The organism is Streptomyces sp. E11-3, from assembly GCF_046540415.1.
In the GTDB taxonomy this organism is placed as follows: domain Bacteria; phylum Actinomycetota; class Actinomycetes; order Streptomycetales; family Streptomycetaceae; genus Streptomyces.
Window position 1 is genome coordinate 2623161 of the sequence record NZ_JAZGRL010000001.1, and the last position, 20658, is coordinate 2643818.

A 20658-nucleotide genomic window follows, 5' to 3' on the forward strand; every position below is an offset into this window, starting at 1 on the left:
GGTCGCGACCGCACACATCCGGTCATACGCTCACGAATGTGACGCCAACCATAGCCACCTGGGCGATCATCGCCGCCCAGGCGCAGGACGAGGAGCTCGGCGGCGACGTCGTGCTCCCCGTCATCGCGGTGGGCTGCGCGGCCGCCCTAGCGGCGTACGCGTACGCCAAGCGGAAGAGGCGGGCCGCCACGCGCACCACACCCGGCGGCGGGAGACAGAGCCCGCCGCCTCCGGCCCCGCTGGATGAGCTCGACGCGGAGGCCTCGCGGCTGCTGGTGGAGACCGACGACGCGGTCCGCACCAGCACCGAGGAACTCGGGTTCGCCGTGGCGCAGTTCGGGGACGAGGCCGTCAAGCCGTTCACCCACGCGCTGGAGTACGCCAGGACGGAGCTGGCCGTGGCCTTCCGGGTGCGGCAGCAGCTGGATGAGTCCGTCCCAACGGGCGAGGCCACGCAGCGGCGGATACTCAAGGAGATCGTCGCGCGCTGCGCCCAGGCGGGCGCCCGCCTGGACGCCGAGTCCGCGGACTTCGACCGGCTGCGGGCCCTGGAGCAGAACGCACCGGACGCGCTGGACCACGCCGAGCGCGTGTTCCGCGAGGTGGAAGGGCGTACGGGCACGGCGGAGGCCACGTTCGCCGCGCTGGCCGCCCGGTACGCGGACTCCGCGGTCGCGCCCGTGGCCGGGAGGGTCGAGGAGGCCAAGGAGCGGCTGCTGTTCACCCTGGCACGGCTGGGCGAGGCCCGGCAGGCGCTGGACGCGGGTGACAGCGGCACGGCCACCGTGCGGCTGCGCGCCGTAGAAGGCGCCGTGGACCAGGCGGGCACGCTGGTCGACTCGGTGGACCGGCTGGCCCAGGAGCTGGCGGCGGCGACCGGCCGGCTGCCCGGCGCGCTGACCGAGACCGAGGCGGACCTCGGTGACGCCCGCGGGATGCTTGAGGGCCCGGTCGCGGGTACCTCCACCTCCGATCTACGGGGGCGGATCGCCCGCGCCGAGACGGTCGTCGGCGAGGTACGCGAGACGCTGGCCACGGGGCGGCACGACCCGATCGACGCGCTGCGGCGGATCGAGGAGGCCGACGCGGCGCTCGAAGAGGCGCTCGCCGGGACGCGTGAGAAGGCGGACGCGGACCGGCGCGCACTGGCCCTCCTCGACCAGGCGATACTCACCTCGCGCAGCGGTGTCGGCGCGGCGGCGGACTATGTGACCACGCACCGCGGCGCGGTCGGCGGCCGGGCCAGGACCCGGCTCGCCGAGGCCCTGCGGCACCTCGACCGGGCCGCCGCACTGGCCGCGTCCGACACCTCGGGCGCACTGGCCGAGGCACAGCAGGCGGGCGCCCTGGCCCGGCAGGCGCAGCAGCTGGCGGCGGGCGATGTGGACTCGTACGAGAGCCGCTCATCGGGCGACGGGGACGGCGCCAGCGCGGTGCTCGGCGGCATCCTCCTCGGCGGCGAGGGCGGCGGCGCGCCCGGCAGCTTCGGCGGCCGGGAGACCCGCGCCCGCAGGGGCGGCGACGGCAGGTCCTGACCCGGCTTCCCTCTCGAGAGCCTGTTTCCGAACAGGCTCTCAGAACATGCTGAGCAGCGCGTCCACCGAGGGTTCCGCCGTGCTGCCGCCGTCCGGCAGAGGTAGTTCGAACCAGACCGTCTTGCCGCGCGGGGTGCGCCGCGAGCCCCAGGCCGCGCTGAGCAGGCCGACGAGTTGCAGCCCGCGGCCGCCCTCGTCGGTGTCGCGGGCGCGGCGGCGGCGGGGCTGGACCAGGCCCGCGTCCCAGACCTCGCACACCAGGGTGCGGTCGAGCAGCAGCCGGAGTCGGATGTCGCCCTCGCCGTAGCGCAGTGCGTTGGTGACCAGCTCGCTGACCAGCAGCTCGGTGGTGTCGACCAGGGGGTCGAGGTCCCAGGAGGTCAGCTGGGTGCGGGTGTACTCGCGGGCCCGGCCCACCGAGCGCGGCTCGCGCGGCAGTGTCCAGTCGCCGACGGCGTCGGCGGGCAGTCCTCGTACGCGGGCCATGAGCAGGGCGATGTCGTCCTCGCCATGCCGGGTGTCGAGGGTGCCCAGTACGTGGTCGCAGACGTCCTCCAGGGGACGCGCGGGGAGGGTGAGGGCGGCGCGGAAGGCGTCCAGGCCCTCGTCGAGCGGGTGGTCGCGGGACTCGACCAGGCCGTCGGTGTAGAGCGCGAGGAGCGCCTCTTCGGGGAGTTCCACCTCGACCTCTTCGAAGGGTTCGCCGCCCACGCCGAGCGGCATGCCCGGCGGTACGTCGAGCAGCAGCGCGGACTCGTCCGGCTCGACCAGGACGGGCGGCAGGTGGCCGGCGTTGGCGAAGGTGCAGCGCCGGGTGACCGGGTCGTAGACCGCGTACACGCAGGTCGCGAGGTACACCTCGGAGGGGTCGGCGTCGCGGGGCTGGCGGGCGGCGCGGGTCGCCTGCTGGGTGCCGCCCGACGCGCCGCCCGCGTCGCCGCGCTGGGCCCCGGTGCCCCAGGGTGTGCCGAGGCCGCGCGCGACCTCGTCCAGGGCGGACAGCACCTCGGCGGGTTCCAGGTCGAGCAGCGCCAAGGTGCGTACGGCGGTGCGGAGTTCGCCCATGGCGACGGCGGCCCGCAGCCCGCGGCCCATGACGTCGCCGACCACCAGGGCCGTCCGGTGTCCTGGCAGCTCGATGACGTCGAACCAGTCGCCGCCGACCTCGGTGGCGGCGTTGCCCGGCAGATAGCGGCAGGCGATGTCCAGGCCCGCGGCCTCCGGGTCGCCCGGTGGCAGCAGGGAGCGCTGCAGGATGAGGGCCCGCTCGTGCTCGCGGCGGTAGAGGCGGGCGTTGTCGATGCAGACGGCGGCGCGGGCGGCGAGCTCGACGGCGAGTGAGCGGTCGCGTTCGCCGAAGGGCTCGCTGCCCTTGGCGCGGGAGAAGCGGACCAGGCCGACGACGGTGTCGTGGGCGACCATCGGCACCGCGAGGGTCGAGCGGACCAGGCTGCCTTCGTCGCCGGGGATGGTGACCGGACGGGCGGTGCGCAGCGCCCTGGCGCAGGGGGAGTTGAAGGCGTAGCGGTGTACGGCGCCGACGGCGACCGGGTCTTCCTCGTCCAGCGGTGCGTCGGAGACGGCGCTGGAGAAGGCGACTCTGCGGAGTTCGGCGCTGCCGTCGACCAGTCCCGGCGGGGCCTCGTCGCCGTCGAGGAGGCCCTGGTAGAGGTCGACCGATGCCAGGTCGCAGAAGACCGGGACGGCCACGTCGAGGAGTTGGCGGGCGGTGGTCTCCAGGTCGAGGGAGTTGCCGATCCGGGAGCCGGCCTCGTTGAGCAGGGCCAGGTTGCGGCGGGCGTGGGCGGCCTCGCGGGCGGCGGCCTGGCGCCGGGTGACGTCGATGCCGAGTCCGGCGACGCCGACCGGGTGGCCGCTGCCGCTGTGGACGCGGTAGAGGTTGATCGACCAGTGGCGGCGTTCGGTGGAGCCGGGGGCCGGGCCGACGATCTGCATCTCGGTGACGGCCTCGCCGGTGGCGAGGACCCGTTGCAGGGCCGCGGCCATCCGGTCGGCCTCCTGGCGCGGCAGGTAGTCGTGGACGGTACGGCCGCGGTGGTCGTCGGCCACGCCGCCGAAGACGGCGGCGAAGCGCCGGTTGGCGCGCTGCACCTTGAGGTCCGTACCAAAAAGAAGAAATCCGAACGGAGATTGACCAAAAATCGCCTGCGAAGCGGCAAGGTCGGTCTCGATGCGACGCAGAGCCCGGACGTCGACGACGATGCACACGGCCGCCCGCTCGCCGCGCTCGGTCTCGGTCGGCATCACATAGACCTCGGCGACCCCGTCCAGGCTGCCGTCGGCGGCCAGCCGGAAGGGGACGACGCCGGTCCACTCCTTGCCGTCGAGTATCTCGGCGACCTTGCGGTGTCCGAGATCGCGCAGCTCAGCCGGGACGAACGCCTCGATCGGATCCTTGCCCACGGCATCCTGCGCACGCACCCCGAACAGCTGCTCCGCGCGCAGCGACCACTGGTCTATCAGCCCGTCGGCACTGAGTGAGAAGGAGGCGACCTTGATGTAGTCGTAGATCGAGCCGGGCGGGCTGCTCTGCCACATGATGTCGCCCGGCGACTCCCCGGGTGCCGACGACCCGGCCGGTATCTCGCTCACGCGCCCGCCTTCCGCTTCACTCAGGCTGGGGTCCGGGGGTCACCCCCCGGGAAAACACAGCACCGCCACGGACCAGCAACCACCGGCGGCTTGCCCGCAGTATCCAGCACTACGGCCGCATACAACACCGCGTTCACACCACCCGTCACTTCCCTCTATTTTGAGCCGGGTGGCCGATGACCGGTCAAGACTCTCTCTCCCCATTACTCACCAGGGAGCGGCAGCTCGAACCACACCGCCTTGCCCGTCTTGCCGCGCCGGGTCCCCCAGCGGCCCGCGGAGCAGGCCACCAACTGGAGTCCGCGGCCCCCCTCGTCCTCAAGTGCGGCGGTGCGTTCCAGGGGCGGGTCGGGGAGTGGGTCGGAGACCTCCACCAGCAGCGAGCCGGTGGGGTCCGACGGCCGCTGAAGGCGTACGCCGATGGGACCCGAAGCGTGCCGCAAGGAGTTGGTGACCAGCTCGCTCACCAGCAGAACGGTCACATCGGTGAGCTCGTCGAGCCGCCAGGCGAGGAGTTGTCCGCGGACCCGGTGGCGAGCGGTGCGCACGGCCCCCGGGTCGGCAGGGAAGGTCCACTCGGCGCAGTCGCCATCGGTGTCGAGCACGCCGATCACTTCCCAAGATCAGCAGGAACCTGTCCGGTTTCATGGGGTTAATCAGCACATACCCGATATCGCGAGGCGTCTACCTCACGCGCGGGCGCACTGTGGCACGAAAGGCGTACGAGGAGTGCAGCAGTCGGCCGCTCGCGCCGGGCCCCGCACTCACGGGGCGGGCGGTGCGCGCGTGCCGGGCGTCGGGGCGCAGACGGGGGTTCAAAGACAGGCCCTTAGCCCTGCCCGAGCCTGCGGGCGGCCTCGGCCACGGCGGGGCGGTCCTGGTCCAGCCAGTCCACGTCCCAGATCTGGTCCGGGGTCAGCCAGCGCAGCGCGTCGTGGTCCTCAAGCGGGCGCGCCTCGCCGGACACCAGCTTGGCGGTCCAGACCCGCAGGACGTATCCGGGTCGCCCCAGCGGCCACTCGCCGGGAATCGGCTCCAGGGGCTCCGCCTCGACCCCGAGCTCTTCGCGCAGTTCGCGTACCAGCGCCTGCTCGGGCCGTTCGCCCGGCTCGACCTTGCCGCCGGGGAGCTCCCAGCGTCCGGCCAGTTCCACGGGGGCGCTGCGCCGGGCGGCCAGCATGCGCCCCGCGTCGTACAGGGCGGCGCCGACCACCACGATCCGTTCGGTCATGCGCCGGAGCCTACGGCCTACGACTCGGGGACCGCCGCGCTCAGCCGGTTCGCTGGCCGATGCGCTCGACCCAGTAGAGCTGCTTGTGGCGTCGGTCCTCGAAGCTGTCGGCGATGCGCTGCGCCTCGTCCCTGGTGGCGTACCTGCCGACGCGATAGCGGTTTCCGCTGTCGTCCTGCCTGATGACCTGCCATGGGAGCGTGACCCCGCCGTCGTTCATCGCACCCCTCCCGCTGCCGGCCGCCCGCACTCTTCCCCACCCGATAAGGAAACCGCACTACGCATATGCCCGAGCCTACGCCCGACCTTCACTCAGCGGATACGTGTTTGCACGAAGAGGTACGCATCCGGCCAACGAGGGGGCGCACACTGATGAACGCGCCCCCGGGAGAAGGGACTTGAGGCGGATGCGGGCAGGGGGGAGCGTGCGACGGGGGGCGCTGGGGCGCCGTTACGCCACGGGCTACTTCACCGGCAGGTGGTACGCGATGCGGTAGCGGTCCGCGGGGACCACGATGTCGGCCGTCTCGACGGGCCGCCCGGAGGCGTAGTACGTGCGCGAGATGACCAGCACCACATGGCCCGGTACGCCGCCGAGCGCGAGCAGCTCTTCCGCAAGGCCGGGGCGGGCGCCGACCTCCTCCGCGACGTTGTCCACGATCACGTCGATCGCGGCCATCCGGTCGGCGACCCCGCAGCCGCCCAGCGGTCCTTCCTCGGGGAGCATCACCGGCGTACGCCCCGTGATGGCCAGGGGTTCCCAGGAGGTCGAGAGCATCATGGACTCGCCCGCGTCCCTGAAGACGTACCGGGTGCACATCACGCGGTCGCCCGGCTTGACGGAGAGCCGCTCGGCGACCTCTTCGCCGGCGTCGACCTGCTCGCTGCGCGACTCCCAGGTGCCGCGGGCGCCGCTCTCGGCCTGCTCCTGCCGAAAGGGAGTGGAGACGCCCGTGGGGCGGTAGCCGGAGCGGGCGAGCCGACGCGGCACGGGGCGCTCGCGGACATACGTACCGGAGCCGGAGCGGCCCTCGACCAGACCCTCGGCCATCAGGACCTTCCGCGCCTCAAGGGCGACGGTGTCCGAGACGCCGTAGTCCGCGCGGATGCGGGCCTGCGAGGGGAGCCGGGTGTGCGGCGGCAGCGAACCGCTGACGATCTTCTTCCGGAGATCGTCCGCGACGCGCAGATACGCAGGCTGCTCACCGAAAGTCACAAGCCACTCCCATCAGGTTGACAGACAGCAACAGCCTGGCAACCGACGGTTGTTGGCCGCAACCTTAGGCCAAGGAATCACCCGATGTGATGATTTACGTTTAAAGCGGGATCGTCAGACCTCGGCGCCGACGCCGCTGCCCGGGTCGTCGTCGCCGTCCCTGGAGCCGCCGCCCGAGTCCTCGTCCGCCGTGCCCCGCAACGACCCGCTCGACTTGCTGCCGTCCACGTTGGCGAGGAGACAGGAGACATCGCGGTCGCCCTCGCGCCAGCTGCGCGCGGTCGGAGCGTAGAAGTAGAGGTCGACGCGCGCCGGCAGCGCGTCGACGCCGCCGCCGTAGTAGTCGTCCAGAAGCGTCTGGCACCGGGTCTCGGCGAAGTCCAGGGCCCGGTCCTCGCCCGGATAGCTGCTGCCGGTCAGCGTGACGGTCCCGAACACCTCGCCGTGGTGCGGGGTGTCGCACGGGACGACCTGGACCCCGTACGTCTCGCCCTCCAGGCGGCCGTCACGGGTGTTGAAACAGTCGCCCTTGTCGAGCTCGGTGTCGCTGTACTTGCCGGCCTCCCGGAACCCGTCCACGAACGAGTCCACGCCACCGGTGACGAGGGTGAGCGTGAACAGCAGCGTGCCGATCGAGGAGAGCGTGATGCCCGCGATCGCCATGCCCTTGCCGCGCTCCCCCTTCTTCTTGATCTGCGACAGCGCGACGATGCCGAAGACCAGGCCGATGACCGGCAGGCAGCACAGGAGACCGAACACCAGCGAGGTGATGGCCAGGCCGTTCATCGGCGGCTGCTGGTGGTGGTGCTGCTGCTGGCCCGGGTAGGGCGCGGGCCAGCCGCCGCCGTACGGGGACTGCCCGTACGGCGGCTGACCGTACGGGGACTGGGGGTACGGCTGAGGGCCCTGCGGAGTCTGGGGGTACGGCTGCGGAGACTGGGGGTACGGCTGCGGACCCTGCGCGGGCTGGCCGTACGGCTGCTGCCCGTATGGCGGCAGGGGCGGTGTCCCCTCGGGCGGCGGCGGTGTGGCCATGGGTTCCGTACTCCTCGGCGGGATCTTGCGAACGGCTGCGCGAATCGTACGCCGAGAGGCCTCGTCCCCGTGGCGGCCGGAGCCGTCAGCGGGGACGAGGGGTGGTGATGTGCGGTGCTACCCGAGTGCTGGAGCCGCGGCTAGAACTGCAGCGCCCAGGCGTCGATCTTGCCGGTGTCCCACCACGCGTTGTCACGGACCCGCAGCTTCCACACACCGTTGGCGGCCTTCGACGAGGCGTCGACCGTGTAGGTGGTGTTGATGTCGTTGCTGCTGCCGCCGGTGCCGTAGTTCTTCAGCAGGAAGGTGCCACCGTCCGGCGCGACCAGCTCGACGCGCAGGTCACCGATGTAGGTGTGCTTGATGTCGACCTCGACCTTCAGGTCCGACGGGGCGTTGCCCGAGACACCGCTGACGGTGACCGAGGACTCGGTGGTCTGGTTGTCGCTGATCGCGTAGTCGGTGGTGTTCTCGAACCGGCCGTCGCCCGGGTCGCCCGGGTCACCTGGGTCGCCCTCGCCGACCTGGAGCAGCTTGTTCGGCGAGCCGGAGCCGGGGTTGCCGACCTTGCCGGTGGCGGCCGCGGAGTCCAGCGCCGAGCCGACCTGCGCGGGAGACGAGCCGGGGTTCTCGCCGAGCACCAGCGCGGCGGCACCCGCGACGTGCGGGGAGGCCATCGACGTACCGGAGATGGTGTTGGTCGCCGAGTCGCCGGTGTTCCACGCCGAGGTGATGGACGAGCCCGGCGCGAAGATGTCCACGACGGAGCCGTAGTTGGAGAACGAGGAGCGGGCGTCGCTGCTGGTGGTGGAGCCGACGGTGAGCGCCTCGGCGACGCGGGCCGGGGAATAGCCCGAGGCGTTGGCGTTGGAGTTGCCCGCGGCCACGGCGTAGGTGACGCCGGAGGCGATGGAGTTGCGGACCGCGTCGTCCAGCGTGGAGTTGGCGCCGCCGCCGAGGCTCATGTTGGCCACCGCGGGCTTCTTGGCGTTCTGGGTCACCCAGTCGATACCGCCGACGACGCTGGCGATGCTGCCCGAGCCGTTGCTGTCGAGGACCCGCACCGAGACCAGGTCGGCCTTCTTGGCGACGCCGTGAGCGCTGCCCGCGACCGTACCGGCGACGTGGGTGCCGTGGCCGTTGCCGTCGTTGCCGCCCTCGTTCCAGTAGTCGTAGCCGAAGCTGGCGCGACCGCCGAAGTCGTTGTGGCTGTGCCGGATGCCGGTGTCGATGATGTAGGCGGTGACGCCCTCACCCGCCGAGTCCGGGTAGGTGTAGCTGTTGTCGAGCGGCAGGTCCGCCTGGTCGATCCGGTCCAGGCCCCAGGAGGGCGGGTTGGGCTGAGTGGCGTCGATCGAGACCCGCTGGTTCTGTACGACCGAGTCGACCGCGCCGTCCGCGGCGAACTTCTTCGCCTCTTTCTCGGTGAGCTCCACGGCGTAGCCGTTCAGTGCGGCCTCGTAGACCTCGTCGATCTCGGCACCGTACTTCTTGGCGAGCGCCTTGCCCTGCTTGGACGACGCGTCGACCGCGTCCTCGTCCAGGGTGACGATGTAGCTGCCGGCTATCCGGTTCGGGGCTCCGGCGTTGGCGATCACACCTTCCGCGTCCTGACCCGCGGCGCCTGCGGGCAGTGCGGTGACGGCTCCGATCGCGAGCGCCGCCACAGCGGTCGCACCGAGGCGGGCGAATCTTCGTCCAGCGGGACGCTTGACTGCCATCTGAGGGGTCCTCCTCGTTGATGGTGCACTGGTGGGGGGTTGCGATGTCTGCGCGCGGGTTTCGGATCGCGCAGTGCCGCAACGACGGTGCAACGACAGGGGCATGACAACTGAACATGTCCATGACCCGGCCGTCAGCGAAAGATTGACCCATCCATAGGAATCCCACAAGAGTCATGCGCGGATGTAACACGGTGGCCACAAGAGCGACATGACGCTTCGTCAGCACATGCGGCAAAAGTCCCGTACACGCGCTGGCTACTCTGCGCCCATGACGTCACAGCCCTCGCCGCCCTCGTCTTCTTCGTCTTCTTCGTCTTCGTCGTCCTCTTCGTCGCCCTCGTCTTCTTCGTTGTCCTCGGTGCCGTCGTTGCCCGACTACGTCTGCCCGGTCGACGGCACACGGGTCGCCACCCGGTCGCTCGCCTGGTGCTGCCCGGTCTGCCGCGGGCCGCTCGACCTGGACTTCCATCCCACGCCGACCCCACTCAAGTCCCTGACGGGGCGCGTCAACTCGCTCTGGCGGTACGCCGAGTCACTGCCCCTGGGACACCCGACGGCCAGCCTGGGCGAGGGACGTACACCACTGGTCACACTGAACGACCACATCTCGGCCAAACTGGACTTCCTGCTGCCGACGCTCTCCTTCAAGGACCGCGGCGCGGTGCTCCTCGCGGAACTGGCGCTGCGGCTCGGCCCCGAGCGGGTGATCGCGGACAGCAGCGGCAACGCGGGGACGGCGATCGCCGCGTACTGCGCACGCGCGGGCCTCGACTGCACGGTGTACGTGCCGAGCGGTACGTCGCCGAAGAAGCTGGAGCAGATCCGGGCGCACGGGGCGCGGCTCGAGGTGGTGGCGGGCGACCGCGAGGCCGCCGCGGCCGCCGCCCGGTCCGCGGCCGACGCGCCGGGCACGTTCTACGCCTCGCACGTCTACAACCCGTACTTCCTGCACGGCACCAAGACGTACGTCCACGAACTGTGGGAGGACCTGGGCGGGCGGCTGCCCGAGGTGCTCGTCGTCCCCGTCGGCAACGGCACCCTGCTGCTCGGGGCCGCGCTCGCGCTGCGGGAGTTGCACTCGGCGGGTCTGATCGACCGGGTGCCCGCGCTGTACGCGGTGCAGGCCGCGGCGGTCGCTCCGTTGGCGGCCGCGTGGGAGGCGGGCGCATCCGATCTGCTCGCGCCGGCGCCCGTACGGCCGACGTACGCCGAGGGGATCGCCATCGCCCGGCCGCCGCGGGCCCGCCAGATCCTGGCCGCGGTACGGGCGTTCGGCGGCGGGTTCCTGACGGTGCCGGAGCCCGCGATCGCCGCGGCCCAACGGGACCTGGCGTCCCGTGGACTCTATGTCGAGTCGACGGGGGTGGCCTGCTGGGCTGCGGTGCGCAGGGGCGCGCTGGGCTCACGGAGTGCGGTGGTGCCGCTGTGCGGGGCGGGGGCGAAGACGGGGCTCGCGGAGGCGGCGGATTAGGTCCCGGAGTACTTGTCGCGAACGCGGCGCGCCCCTCGCGACAAGTAGGGGGTGAGACTGCCGACCGGCAGTCACGAGGGAGGTTCCGTGACCACGGACACGACGGACGTGGACGAGGACGCCACGCTGCTGGCCAGTGCCGCACACGACCCTGCCGGCTTCGAGCCGCTGGTGCTCCGGCACTCGGCGGCCCTGCACGGCTACTTCGCGCGCCGGGCACCCGGGCGCACCGGTGAGCCCGGACGTGCGGGGGCGCTCTTCCAGATCTGGCCGACGGGGCGGGCGTCGAGCTCATCGGCACCGTCAAGGACAGCCAGGGCCGCACGGGCACTGCGGTGGAATTCACCCCGGCGCCCTCGGAGTTCACCGGCGAGCGCACCACGACCCGGCTCGTGATCGACCCGGACACCGGCAAGCTCCTGGAGTCGTCAAGCCGCGCCAAGGGCGGGGCGGCCGAACGGGCCACTTTCCTGGAGGTCGGTCCGGCCGACAGGGTCGGCTGAACCGGCAGCGGTAGCGGTAGCGGTAGCGGCACCGTCGCGGCCGCTGTCGCGGTCACCGTCGCGGTCGCCGTCGCCGATGTGGGCCAGCCGCTCGGCCACGGCGTCGGCGCTCGGGTCGCGCAGTTCGCCGACGACCCGGCCGTCGGCCAGGAAGACCACAGAGTCGGCACACGCGGCCGCGGCCGGGTCGTGGGTGACCATCACGACCGTCTGGCCGTGGTCGCGTACCGCGGTACGGAGCAGGGTCAGCACCTCGCGGGCGCTCGCGCTGTCGAGGGCGCCGGTGGGCTCGTCGGCGAGGATCACGCTGGGGCGGGTGATCAGGGCGCGGGCGATGGCGACGCGCTGCTGCTGGCCGCCGGAGAGTTGCGCGGGCATCCGGTTCAGGTGCTCGCCGAGGCCGACCCGCTCCAGGATCTCGACGGCCCGCGCGCGGTCCGGCTTCCTGCCCGCGAGGCGCTGCGGCAGGGTGACGTTCTGCAGGACGGTCAGCGTCGGCAGCAGGTTGTGGGTCTGGAAGACGAAGCCGATACGGTCGCGGCGCAGGAGCGCCAACTCCTGCTCGGCAGCGCCGCCGAGCTCAGCGCCGTCCAGCTGGACCAGGCCGGAGGTGGGGCGGCTGAGCCCCGCGGCGCAGCGCAGCAGCGTGGACTTGCCGGACCCGGAGGGGCCCATCACCGCGGTGAAGCTGCCGCGCTGAAGGCCCAGAGTGACACCGTCGAGCGCGGTGACCTGGTCGGCACCCGCGCCGTGCACCTTGCGTACGGAGACGAGCCGGAGGGCCTCGCTGGTGGTCCTGCGCGGCGCGGCGAGTGCGGGGGCCTCGGGGGTCCGCATCGCGTCGATGCGGTGCTGCTTGCGGTTCGCCGCGACCCGCCGCCGCTGCTGCTGCTCACGCTTGGCCGTCCCGTACATCGTCATCAGCTCCCTGGTGGCGCCGGATGCGCCGTCACCATCGAAGCTACGGTTTGACCAGGTCAGCGCCCATGGGTGCAGACACCGAACCGGGGTGGCGCCAGGTACACCCCGCCGCGGTGGCGCCAGGCGCACAGCGGCCGGGGTTCAAAAGCAGGCGCTCAGCTCAGCGAAGTGTCCCCGTGCGCCTCAAGCAGCTTGCGCAGCACCCCGGCGACCTGGTCGACCTCCTCGCGGTCCAGCATTTCGGCCAGCCGCGCGTAGTTGCGCAGATGCTCGCCCATCAGGACCTCGATCACCTGGTGGCCGTGCTCGGTGAGCCGGATCCGCACCGAGCGCCGGTCGGCGCCGTCCCGTACGCGCTCGACAAGGCCCTTGGCCTCCATCCGGTCGATCCGGTTGGTGATCGCCCCGGAGGTGACGAAGGACGCCTTGACCAGGGCTCCCGCGGTCATCGTGTACGGAGCGCCACACCGCCGCAGCGTGGTGATGACGTCGAACTCGCCCATCTCCAGTCCGTGTTCGGCTGTGAAGTCCTTGACCTCCTTCGAGATGATCAGCGCCGCCCGCTGAATCCGGCCCAGCATCTCCACCGGCCACAGGGCGTCGACCAGGTCCGGCCGCTCCCTGGCCCACTGGCCGACGATCTGGTCCACCGCATCGCTCATCGCGCTCTCCCGCTCACCACAGACCTCTCAACACCAGACCTCTCAACATTAAGACACTTGACGCTGAACGACTCCCACTGCTTTTATCTCAACGTTGAGATTGTTAATCCTGAAGCAATGGGGGCGCCTTCCATGACCACACCCACGTCCACGCCCACGCCCGCGTCCACGTCCACGTACACGTCCACGTCCACGCCTCAGCGCGTCGCCGACGCCACCACCCCGCCCCGCCAAGTCCCCGTGCTCTGGCTGGCGTTGCTGGCCACGCCGCTCGCCGCCGGGGCCAATGCGCCGGTCCTGATCCTGCCGGACATGGCGCGCTCGCTCGGCGTCTCCACGGCGGCCGTGACCTGGCTGGTCACCGCGTTCGCCTGGGCGATGGCGGTGGGTACGCCGCTGCTGGCCGGGCTGCTCAGGCAGCGCGGGGTGCGGTCGACGCTGCGGGTCAGCTCGGCTCTGGTGGTGGCGGGTACCGCGCTGGTGGCCAGCGCGCCGTGGCTGCCGCTGGCGCTCGCCGGACGGGCCGGGCAGGCGCTCGGCGGCGCGGGTCTGGTGGCGGTGGCGATGAACCTGGCCGGGTCGACCCGCCGCATGGGCGTGATCACCTCCGGGTTCGGCGTCCTGGGCGCGGCCGGGCCGCTGCTCGGTTCGCTGATCGGCGGCGCGGTGTCCTGGCACGCGGCGCTCACCGTCTCCGCGGTGTCGCTGGTCGCGGTGCCGGTGGTGGCCCGGTATGCGCAGGCCGCCCCGCCGCTCGCCCCGACCTTCGACACCCGAGGCGCGGGACTCCTGGTAGCCCTCGCGTCGGCGCTGATCCTGATCCCGCACACGCCGCTGGCGGCCCTGGGCGCCGCCCTGGTCGCGGCCGCCCTGCTCGGCCGCCACCTCAGGCTGCGCCCCGAGGGCTTCGTCCCCGCCGCCGTACTGCGCTCCCCGCTCTTCGTGGTCTCGGCGCTGACCGGCCTCACCCTGGCGACCTCGTACTTCACCCTGCTGTTCGCCGTACCGCGTCTGATCACCGACCGTACGGGCTGGGCCACTTCGGCCATTGGCACCGGCCAGCTGATCGCCCTGCTCACCGGGTCGGCGCTGTCCCTGCTGTTCGCGGCGGGCGCGGGTCGGCTGGGGCGGCGTACGGTCTTCGCGACCCTGCTCACGGTGGGCGCCCTGGCCCCCGCCGTCGCCGCCTTCGCGAGCTCGGCACCGGTGCTGCTGCTGACCGCCACGGCCGCGGTCTTCGCCGCCACCGGCAGCAACGCGGTACTCGCCGTCTACGCCGGTGGCACCGCACCGGCCGCCCAACGCCCGGCCGCGATCGGCATGTTCGTCCTCTGCTTCCAGCTGGGCGGCGCCTTCGGACCGGCGATCGCGGCCGCGCTCGTCCTGGGGTGAACCTCAGGCCGGGACAGGGACCGGGACCACCGCCTCTTGCGCTGCACCCCGGTCCGGGTGCAATGTTGATTACATGATTACAGCCGAACAGCATGAGAAGCTCCGCGGCTGGTTCGTCGGCCGCCTGCCGGAAGATCTGTACGAGAGCGTCCTGGAGGTGACGGCGGACCGCGAGGAGATCACCGTCATCGGACGCATCCCCGAACCCCGGCTCGCCGAGTCCGTCTCGGCGGCCGAACGGGACGCGGCCGTGGCGGGCCGCGTCCAGGAGTTCCGGGAACGCACCCGCGAGGACCGGGTCGCCGTGGCCCGGGAGGCCGAGCACCGCTTCGGCAAGAAGGTCTCCTGGGGCGTGGAGTGCGGCGGCAGCCGGACCCTGTTCACCCATGTCGCCGCCCCCGTGATGACCCGGCTGCGCCAGCCCGAGCGCCAGGTCCTGGACACCCTGATCGCGGGCGGCGTCGCCCGCAGCCGCAGCGACGCGCTCGCCTGGTGCGTACGCCTGGTCCAGAAAAACGCCGACGACTGGCTGACCGACCTGCGAGACTCGCTCGACCAGGTGCAACGCGTACGCGCCCAGGGCCCGGACGCCGACACGACCAAGACCGCGGGACAGGAGCACCGATGACGGACAAGCCCGGTACCCCCACGATCTACGAGTGGGCGGGCGGCGCCGAGGCGCTGAACCGTCTCACCGAAGCCTTCTACGGCCATGTACGCAAGGACCCGGTCCTGGCCCCCGTCTTCGCCGACATGGACGCCCACCACTCCCAGCATGTGGCGACCTGGCTCGCCGAGGTCTTCGGCGGCCCCACCCAGTACACCGAACACCACGGCGGCCACCAGCACATGGCCACCAAGCACCTGGGCCGCCGCATCACCGAGGAACAGCGCCGCCGCTGGGTGGACCTCCTCCTGGACACCGCCGACGAGGTCGGCCTGCCCAGCGATCCGGAGTTCCGTGGCGTCTTCCTCTACTACATCGAGTGGGGCACGCGGATGGCCCTGATCTACTCGGGCGAGAACCCGCCCCCGGTGGACGCCGGTGACGTCCCCCGCTGGCACTGGGGCCAGACACCGCCCTGGCAGCCCAAGGCCGAGGACCCCGCGAGCTGAGGCACCCGGCCCTGGGCAAAGGGGTGGGGCGACACCGGAAAGAGGTCAGGCGGTTTCGACGGCGAGACCGGCCTCGACCCAGTCCTGGATGCCCTCGCGGTACTTGCGGACGTCGGTGTAGCCGAGGGCGGTGAGCCGGTCGGCGACCTGGCCGCTGTTGGGGCACGCCGGGTTAGAGCAGTAGGTGACGATCGCGGCGTCGCGGTCGGGGAGCAGCGTCGGCGCCTTGGCGTCGACGTCGGCCCGTACCAACTCGATGGCGCCGGGCAGGTGCTGCTGGGCGTAGTACTCCCCGCCGAGCGCGTCGAGGACGGTCACGGTGCCCGCGTCGATGGCCTTCTTGAGTTCGTCGCGGGCGATGAGTGCGGTCACGCCACTACCTCCAAGAGAATCGGACTACAGTCCTGTTGTGACTCACGACAGTAACGGACTGCAGTCCGGTTCCGCAACGCCCTTGGAACTCCTCCGCACGCCGCCGCCCAAGGAACGCGCCGACGCGGCCCGCAACCGCGCCGCGGTGCTGGAGGCGGCCGCCCGCCTGTTCGCCGAGCACGGCGTGGAAGCGGTGTCCATGGACCAGGTAGCCGCGGCCGCCGGCGTCGGCAAGGGCACCCTGTTCCGCCGCTTCGGCGACAAGTCCGGGCTGGCCGCCGCGCTCCTCGACGCCCGCGAGCACGTACTGCAGGAGGCGGTCCTGCACGGGCCGCCGCCACTCGGCCCCGGCGCCCCGGCCGACGAGCGCCTGACCGCGTTCCTCGACGCCTACTTCGACTACCTGCTGGAGCATCTGGCCCTGGTACGGATGTCGGAGACCGCCACCCCCGGCGCCCGATACCGGATCGGGGCCTACCGGTTCTGGCACCGCCATCTGGCGATCCTGCTCAGCGGCGCACCCGACCCGGACCAGACCGCCCACGCCCTGCTCGCCGCCCTGGCCGCCGACCACGTCGCCGCGCTCCTGCCGGAACTCGGCGAACAGCGGATGCGTACCGGTCTTATCCGGCTCGCCCACTCAGCGATGTGACGCTCACCGGTGCGGGTGGCCGGTGGCCGCGCAGCTGGGCCACCACCACCGCCAGTACCAGCACCGTGCCGACCGCGTCGCCCACCGCGTACGGGCTGAGCAGCAGGGCCGTACCCGAGAACGCCGCCAGCCGCTCGACCAGCGTGGTCTTGCGCAGCCAGAAGCCTTCGATGGCCACCGCGAAGGCCAGCAGGCCGATGAGCCCGGTCACCACCGCGAGGATCACCTCGGTCACCGATCCGTTGAGCAGCAGCGGCGAGTAGGCCATCAACAACGGGATCAGATAGAGCCCCTTGGAGAACTTCCAGGCCGACACGCTGGTCCGCATCGGGTCGGAGCCGGCGATACCGGCCGCCGCGAAGCCCGAAAGCGCCACCGGCGGCGTCACGTTGGAGTCCTGGCTGTACCAGTAGACGATCATGTGTGCCACGACCAGCGGTACTCCGAGGTCGAGGAGTGCCGGTCCTGCGAGCACGATCAGCACGATGTACGAAGCGGTCACCGGCAGGCCCATGCCGAGCACCAGCGAGGCCAGGGCGATCAGCAGCATCGTGGGCAGCAGGTAGCCGCCGCCCCAACTCAGCATCATGCTGGAGAACTTCAGGCCGAGGCCGGTCAGGCTCACCATGCCGACGACGATGCCCGCGGCCGCGGTGGCCACCGAGACGGAGAGCGTGTTGCGGGCCGCGAGCACGAAGGCCTCCGCGACGTCCTTGAGGCTCAGCCGGCTGCTGGCGCGGAACATGGCCACCACGGCCAGCAGGACGGTGGCGTACAGGCCCGCGAGGAGCGGCTCGGCGTACTGCATGAGCATGAAGATCAGCAGCACGAAGGGCACCAGGAAGTGCCAGCCACCGGCCATCACCTCGCGCAGCCTGGGCAGGCTCTCGGCGGGTACGCCCATGATTCCGTACCGTCTGGCGAGGATGTCGACGAACAGGAAGATCACCGCGAAGTACATCAGCGCGGGGATGATCGCGATCTTGACGATCTCCGTATACGGGACGCCGACCAGCTCGGCCATCACAAAGGCCCCGGCTCCCATGATCGGGGGAAGCAGCTGCCCGCCGGTGGAGGCCGCCGCCTCCACGCCGCCGGCGTCGTGCGGCTTGTAGCCGACCTTCTTCATCATCGGAATGGTGAAGGCCCCGGTGGTGACCGTGTTCGCGATCGCGCTGCCGGAGACCGAGCCCATGAAGGCACTGGCCACCACCGCGCCCTTGGCAGGACCGCCGCGGTACTTGCCGGTGAGGGCGTAGGCGATGTTGATGAAGAAGCTGCCGCCGCCGGTCTTCTCCAGTACCGCGCCGAAGAAGATGAACATGAACACGAAGCTGGCGGCGACCCCGAGAGCCAGCCCGTAAATGCCCTCCTGGAAAAGGTAGTTGTGGTAGATGATGCGCTGGACGGTGTAGCCGCGGTGCGACAGCAGGCCGGGCAGTAGCGGACCGATCCAGGCGTAGACCAGGAAACAGGTCACCAGCACGGCCATGAAGGTACCGATCACCCGTCGGCACGCCTCCAGCAGCAGCAGGATCGTCACGGCGCCCATGACCAGATCGGTGGTGACGGGCGCCCCGGTGCGGGTCACGATCGCCTCGTAGTCCAGCACCGGATACGCGCTCACGGTCACCGCGGCGAGCACGAGCAGCAGATCGACGAAGGCCATCGGCGCCCGCTTCGCCCAGGCGCCCTTGCCGGCCGGGCGGGTCAGGAAGACCACCACCAGGACGAACATCAGGTGCAGCACACGCTGCCGATACGAGCCCAGGCTCAGGTTCAGGGCGGTGTAGATCTGGAAGCCGCCGAGGCCGAGGGCTATGGCGAGCATGCTGTAGCCGACGACGCGTGCGGCCCGGTCGTTCCCCCCGTTCCCCCATCGGGCGGCGGCCAGTTGGCGCCACAGCGGCCGGCCGTCGGGCTCCTGCTCGGGGGACGCGGCGTCCGCGTCCTCCGGGAGCGTGGTGGTCTGTTTCATCTCCGTACCCCTTTCTGGAGTCCCGGTTTCCGGAGTCTTGGAGTTCTGGAGTTCCGGAGCACGTCTCGGGTCAGGGGCGGAGCTCGTCGGGGATCTCCACGCCCTTCTCCTCCGCGTAGCGGATGACGCCGGGGTGCAGCGGGACCGGGCTCTTCGCCAGGTTCTTCAGGACGAGGTAGTCGGAGCCCGCTTCGTAGACCTTGTTGATGGAGCTCACGTTCTCGTAGAGCGCGCGGGCCAGTTCATAGCCGCGCTCTTCCGACATATCGGCGGGCACCGAGACGACATTCCACAGGGCGAGGGTCGGCAGATCGTCCTTGACCGTGGAGTAGGTGCCGCCCTTGATCGTGTGCGGCGTGTAGAAGGGGTACTTCTCGGTGATCCGACGCAGTTCGCTCTCGCAGACAGGGATCAGATGGAGCGGGTCGGTGGCCTCCAGCTCCCGCAGCGACCCATGCCCCTCGCCGACCACCCAGGAGCCCGCGTCGAGCTGGCCCTCGCGCAGCGCTCGGCCGGTCTCCGCGTAGGCGTAGCGCTGGCGGCGGATGTCCTTGTCCGGTGACATTCCCAGGGCGCCGAAGACCAGATCGGTGGCCAGCTCGTTGCCGCTTCCTGGCGCGCCCACGGAGAAGCGCTTCCCCTTGATGTCGGAGAAGCAGTCCAGGGCGAGCTTCTTGTCGACCGACTCCAGCGAAACGGTGTGGTAGACGTTCGGGTAGAGCACCATCAACGACTGGGTCTTGATCGGTTTGTCCGAGAACTCGCCCTTGCCGTGGTGGGCCTGGTGGACCACATCGCTCTGCGCGATGGCCATCTCGCTCTCGCCGGCGGCGATCAAACGCAGGTTCTCCACCGAACCTCCGGTGGCTTCCGCGCTGGCCTTGAGCCCCTTCACCTTGCCGTTGATGACTTCGGCCATCGCACCGCCAACCGGGTAGTAGATGCCGGTCGTGGTGCCGGTGGCGATGGACATGGTCGATGGATCACCCGATGCCGACTTGCCCGCCTCCGCGGGCTGGGTGCAGGCGGCCGTCAGCAGGGTGACGAGACCCAGGGCGATGCCCAGTCCGGCTCTGCGGCTCTGTCGTCCCATGAAGCACACTCCTCATGTCGTGTGTCGATGCGTCGATGCGTCGATGCGTCGATGCGTCGATGCGTCGGGCAGGAAGCTAGTGCGGCCCGCCCGGTCCGCGGCCGTTCCCGGGCCGCCACTTGAGGAACCTTTAAGGTTTGCGCCGGGCGCCGCTCACCGCTCTGAGCCGTAGGGTCTGGCCCCATGAATCGGCTACTTGTCCGTGCCGGGCTGTGCGTGGCCGTCCTGCTCGGGCTGCTGTCGTGCGCCCAGCCCCGGCCGTCCGGCGAGATGCGGATCGCGACGGGCGGTAACGGCGGCGTGTACTTCGCGTACGGGCAGGGCCTGGCCAAGGCGGTACGGGAACACCTGCCGGGGCTCCGCCCCGAGGTACTGGAGACCGCGGCGTCCCTGGACAACCTGCGCAGGGTGTCGTCCGGCGAGGCCGAGATGGCGTTCAGCCTGGCCGACTCGGTGGCGCTGGCGGTGTCCGGCGAGCCGCCGTTCGACTCACCGCAGCCGGTGCGGACGCTCGCCCGGCTCTACGAGAACTACGTACACCTGGTGGTGGCGGCCGACACCGACATCCACTCGCTGGCCGACCTGCGCGGCCACGCCGTGTCGACGGGAGCGGCGGGCTCCGGTACCGAGGTCATCGTGGAACGGCTGCTGGAGGTCTCCGGGGTGGATTCCGGCCAGGGACACGTCGACCGCCACCAGCTGGACCTGGACACGTCGGTCCGGGCGCTGAAGGCGGGCCGGGTGTCGGCGTTCTTCTTCTCCAGCGGCCTGCCCGCCCGCGCCATCCGCGACCTGGCCAGGACCCACCCGATCAGGCTCGTCGACCTGGCCGACCAGGTCGGCCCGATGCGGGACCGCTACGGGGAGCTCTACAGCGAGCGCAGCATCCCCCGGTCCATGTACGGTTTGCCGGCCACGGCGACCATCGGCGTGCCGAACTACCTGATCGTCCACAGGGACATGGACGAGCAACTGGCCTACGAACTGACCCGCCTGCTGTTCGTCGCCCGCGACGAACTGGCCGACGCGCACCGGGAGGCACGCCGGCTGAACAAGCGGGCCGCCTTCTCCACGTATCCCGCGGCGCTGCATCCCGGCGCGGTTCGCTACTACCGGCAGGCCCGGAAGCCGTAGGCCGCGCTAC

The 20658-nt window shown here is 71.2% G+C and carries 20 protein-coding genes; 8 read left to right on the forward strand and 12 right to left on the reverse strand.

Features of this window, described 5'->3' with window-relative positions; translation table 11 throughout:
• Positions 1–38 precede the first annotated feature (38 nt).
• On the forward strand, positions 39–1535 hold the full coding sequence (locus U9R90_RS11765) for a TPM domain-containing protein (RefSeq protein WP_411056374.1): 1497 nt from the start codon (positions 39–41) through the stop codon (positions 1533–1535).
• Positions 1536–1574: 39 nt separating this feature from the next.
• On the opposite strand, the gene U9R90_RS11770 is transcribed toward U9R90_RS11765, so the two are convergent.
• The 7 genes from U9R90_RS11770 to U9R90_RS11800 form a co-directional block, all read right to left on the reverse strand.
• Positions 1575–4094, reverse strand: coding sequence for a SpoIIE family protein phosphatase (locus tag U9R90_RS11770; RefSeq protein WP_411057715.1), 2520 nt, complete (start codon positions 4092–4094; stop codon positions 1575–1577).
• A gap of 257 nt (positions 4095–4351) precedes the next feature.
• Positions 4352–4753, reverse strand: coding sequence for an ATP-binding protein (locus U9R90_RS11775; RefSeq protein WP_411056375.1), 402 nt, complete (start codon positions 4751–4753; stop codon positions 4352–4354).
• 224 nt (positions 4754–4977) lie between these two features.
• Positions 4978–5379, reverse strand: coding sequence for a (deoxy)nucleoside triphosphate pyrophosphohydrolase (locus U9R90_RS11780; protein WP_411056376.1), 402 nt, complete (start codon positions 5377–5379; stop codon positions 4978–4980).
• 40 nt (positions 5380–5419) lie between these two features.
• The gene (locus tag U9R90_RS11785; RefSeq protein ID WP_411056377.1) at positions 5420–5599 is read right to left on the reverse strand and encodes an SPOR domain-containing protein; all 180 of its coding nucleotides are present in this window, start codon (positions 5597–5599) and stop codon (positions 5420–5422) included.
• Between the two features lie 243 nt (positions 5600–5842).
• Positions 5843–6595, reverse strand: a complete 753-nt coding sequence (locus U9R90_RS11790; RefSeq protein ID WP_411056378.1) for a GntR family transcriptional regulator — start codon at positions 6593–6595, stop codon at positions 5843–5845.
• Between the two features lie 114 nt (positions 6596–6709).
• Positions 6710–7630, reverse strand: coding sequence for a DUF4190 domain-containing protein (locus U9R90_RS11795; protein WP_411056379.1), 921 nt, complete (start codon positions 7628–7630; stop codon positions 6710–6712).
• Positions 7631–7770: 140 nt separating this feature from the next.
• The gene (locus tag U9R90_RS11800; protein ID WP_411056380.1) at positions 7771–9351 is read right to left on the reverse strand and encodes a S8 family peptidase; all 1581 of its coding nucleotides are present in this window, start codon (positions 9349–9351) and stop codon (positions 7771–7773) included.
• Positions 9352–9712: 361 nt separating this feature from the next.
• Here U9R90_RS11800 and U9R90_RS11805 point away from each other — a divergent pair, with 361 nt between their 5' ends.
• Entirely contained in the window at positions 9713–10825 is a 1113-nt protein-coding gene (locus U9R90_RS11805) for a pyridoxal-phosphate dependent enzyme (RefSeq protein ID WP_411056381.1), read from the forward strand.
• An 87-nt stretch (positions 10826–10912) separates the two neighbouring features.
• Positions 10913–11221 carry a hypothetical protein gene (locus U9R90_RS11810; protein WP_411056382.1) on the forward strand — a complete coding sequence of 103 codons (309 nt, stop codon included), beginning with the start codon at positions 10913–10915 and terminating at the stop codon, positions 11219–11221.
• A gap of 32 nt (positions 11222–11253) precedes the next feature.
• Here U9R90_RS11810 and U9R90_RS11815 read toward each other — a convergent pair whose 3' ends face one another.
• Complete coding sequence (locus U9R90_RS11815; protein ID WP_411057716.1) at positions 11254–12165, reverse strand: ABC transporter ATP-binding protein; 912 nt, start codon at positions 12163–12165, stop codon at positions 11254–11256.
• A gap of 239 nt (positions 12166–12404) precedes the next feature.
• Complete coding sequence (locus tag U9R90_RS11820; RefSeq protein ID WP_411056383.1) at positions 12405–12911, reverse strand: MarR family winged helix-turn-helix transcriptional regulator; 507 nt, start codon at positions 12909–12911, stop codon at positions 12405–12407.
• Positions 12912–13043: 132 nt separating this feature from the next.
• Between U9R90_RS11820 and U9R90_RS11825 the strand changes: the two genes are divergently transcribed.
• The 3 genes from U9R90_RS11825 (at position 13044) to U9R90_RS11835 (ending at position 15419) form a co-directional block, all read left to right on the forward strand.
• Positions 13044–14303 (forward strand): MFS transporter, encoded by a 1260-nt coding sequence (locus U9R90_RS11825; RefSeq protein WP_411056384.1) that lies wholly within the window; start codon positions 13044–13046, stop codon positions 14301–14303.
• A gap of 73 nt (positions 14304–14376) precedes the next feature.
• A complete protein-coding gene (locus U9R90_RS11830) occupies positions 14377–14931 on the forward strand; it encodes a hypothetical protein (protein ID WP_411056385.1) in 555 nt (184 codons plus the stop codon).
• Positions 14928–15419, forward strand: a complete 492-nt coding sequence (locus tag U9R90_RS11835; RefSeq protein ID WP_411056386.1) for a group II truncated hemoglobin — start codon at positions 14928–14930, stop codon at positions 15417–15419. Before U9R90_RS11830 ends, U9R90_RS11835 begins: the two co-directional genes overlap by 4 nt.
• 45 nt (positions 15420–15464) lie before the next feature.
• On the opposite strand, the gene U9R90_RS11840 is transcribed toward U9R90_RS11835, so the two are convergent.
• Positions 15465–15791 carry a rhodanese-like domain-containing protein gene (locus U9R90_RS11840; RefSeq protein ID WP_411056387.1) on the reverse strand — a complete coding sequence of 109 codons (327 nt, stop codon included), beginning with the start codon at positions 15789–15791 and terminating at the stop codon, positions 15465–15467.
• Between the two features lie 37 nt (positions 15792–15828).
• Here U9R90_RS11840 and U9R90_RS11845 point away from each other — a divergent pair, with 37 nt between their 5' ends.
• Positions 15829–16443, forward strand: coding sequence for a TetR/AcrR family transcriptional regulator (locus tag U9R90_RS11845; RefSeq protein ID WP_411056388.1), 615 nt, complete (start codon positions 15829–15831; stop codon positions 16441–16443).
• On the opposite strand, the gene U9R90_RS11850 is transcribed toward U9R90_RS11845, so the two are convergent.
• Both U9R90_RS11850 and U9R90_RS11855 read right to left on the reverse strand, forming a co-directional pair.
• Positions 16415–18421, reverse strand: a complete 2007-nt coding sequence (locus tag U9R90_RS11850; RefSeq protein ID WP_411056389.1) for a TRAP transporter permease — start codon at positions 18419–18421, stop codon at positions 16415–16417. The two genes, U9R90_RS11845 and U9R90_RS11850, sit on opposite strands and share 29 nt — an antisense overlap.
• Before the next feature lie 70 nt (positions 18422–18491).
• Complete coding sequence (locus U9R90_RS11855) at positions 18492–19514, reverse strand: TAXI family TRAP transporter solute-binding subunit (RefSeq protein ID WP_411056390.1); 1023 nt, start codon at positions 19512–19514, stop codon at positions 18492–18494.
• A 183-nt stretch (positions 19515–19697) separates the two neighbouring features.
• Here U9R90_RS11855 and U9R90_RS11860 point away from each other — a divergent pair, with 183 nt between their 5' ends.
• The gene (locus U9R90_RS11860) at positions 19698–20648 is read left to right on the forward strand and encodes a TAXI family TRAP transporter solute-binding subunit (protein WP_411056391.1); all 951 of its coding nucleotides are present in this window, start codon (positions 19698–19700) and stop codon (positions 20646–20648) included.
• Positions 20649–20658 lie beyond the last annotated feature (10 nt).

Bases quoted from the DNA above. Each gene is read 5' to 3' on its own strand.
- U9R90_RS11850 (WP_411056389.1), bottom strand. From the start codon at position 18,421: ATGAAACAGACCACCACGCTCCCGGAGGACGCGGACGCCGCGTCCCCC.
- U9R90_RS11780 (WP_411056376.1), bottom strand. From the start codon at position 5,379: ATGACCGAACGGATCGTGGTGGTCGGCGCCGCCCTGTACGACGCGGGG.
- U9R90_RS11835 (WP_411056386.1), top strand. From the start codon at position 14,928: ATGACGGACAAGCCCGGTACCCCCACGATCTACGAGTGGGCGGGCGGC.
- U9R90_RS11820 (WP_411056383.1), bottom strand. From the start codon at position 12,911: ATGAGCGATGCGGTGGACCAGATCGTCGGCCAGTGGGCCAGGGAGCGG.
- U9R90_RS11860 (WP_411056391.1), top strand. From the start codon at position 19,698: ATGAATCGGCTACTTGTCCGTGCCGGGCTGTGCGTGGCCGTCCTGCTC.
- U9R90_RS11815 (WP_411057716.1), bottom strand. From the start codon at position 12,165: ATGCGGACCCCCGAGGCCCCCGCACTCGCCGCGCCGCGCAGGACCACC.
- U9R90_RS11830 (WP_411056385.1), top strand. From the start codon at position 14,377: ATGATTACAGCCGAACAGCATGAGAAGCTCCGCGGCTGGTTCGTCGGC.
- U9R90_RS11800 (WP_411056380.1), bottom strand. From the start codon at position 9,351: ATGGCAGTCAAGCGTCCCGCTGGACGAAGATTCGCCCGCCTCGGTGCG.
- U9R90_RS11795 (WP_411056379.1), bottom strand. From the start codon at position 7,630: ATGGCCACACCGCCGCCGCCCGAGGGGACACCGCCCCTGCCGCCATAC.
- U9R90_RS11770 (WP_411057715.1), bottom strand. From the start codon at position 4,094: ATGTGGCAGAGCAGCCCGCCCGGCTCGATCTACGACTACATCAAGGTC.
- U9R90_RS11855 (WP_411056390.1), bottom strand. From the start codon at position 19,514: ATGGGACGACAGAGCCGCAGAGCCGGACTGGGCATCGCCCTGGGTCTC.
- U9R90_RS11825 (WP_411056384.1), top strand. From the start codon at position 13,044: ATGACCACACCCACGTCCACGCCCACGCCCGCGTCCACGTCCACGTAC.
- U9R90_RS11785 (WP_411056377.1), bottom strand. From the start codon at position 5,599: ATGAACGACGGCGGGGTCACGCTCCCATGGCAGGTCATCAGGCAGGAC.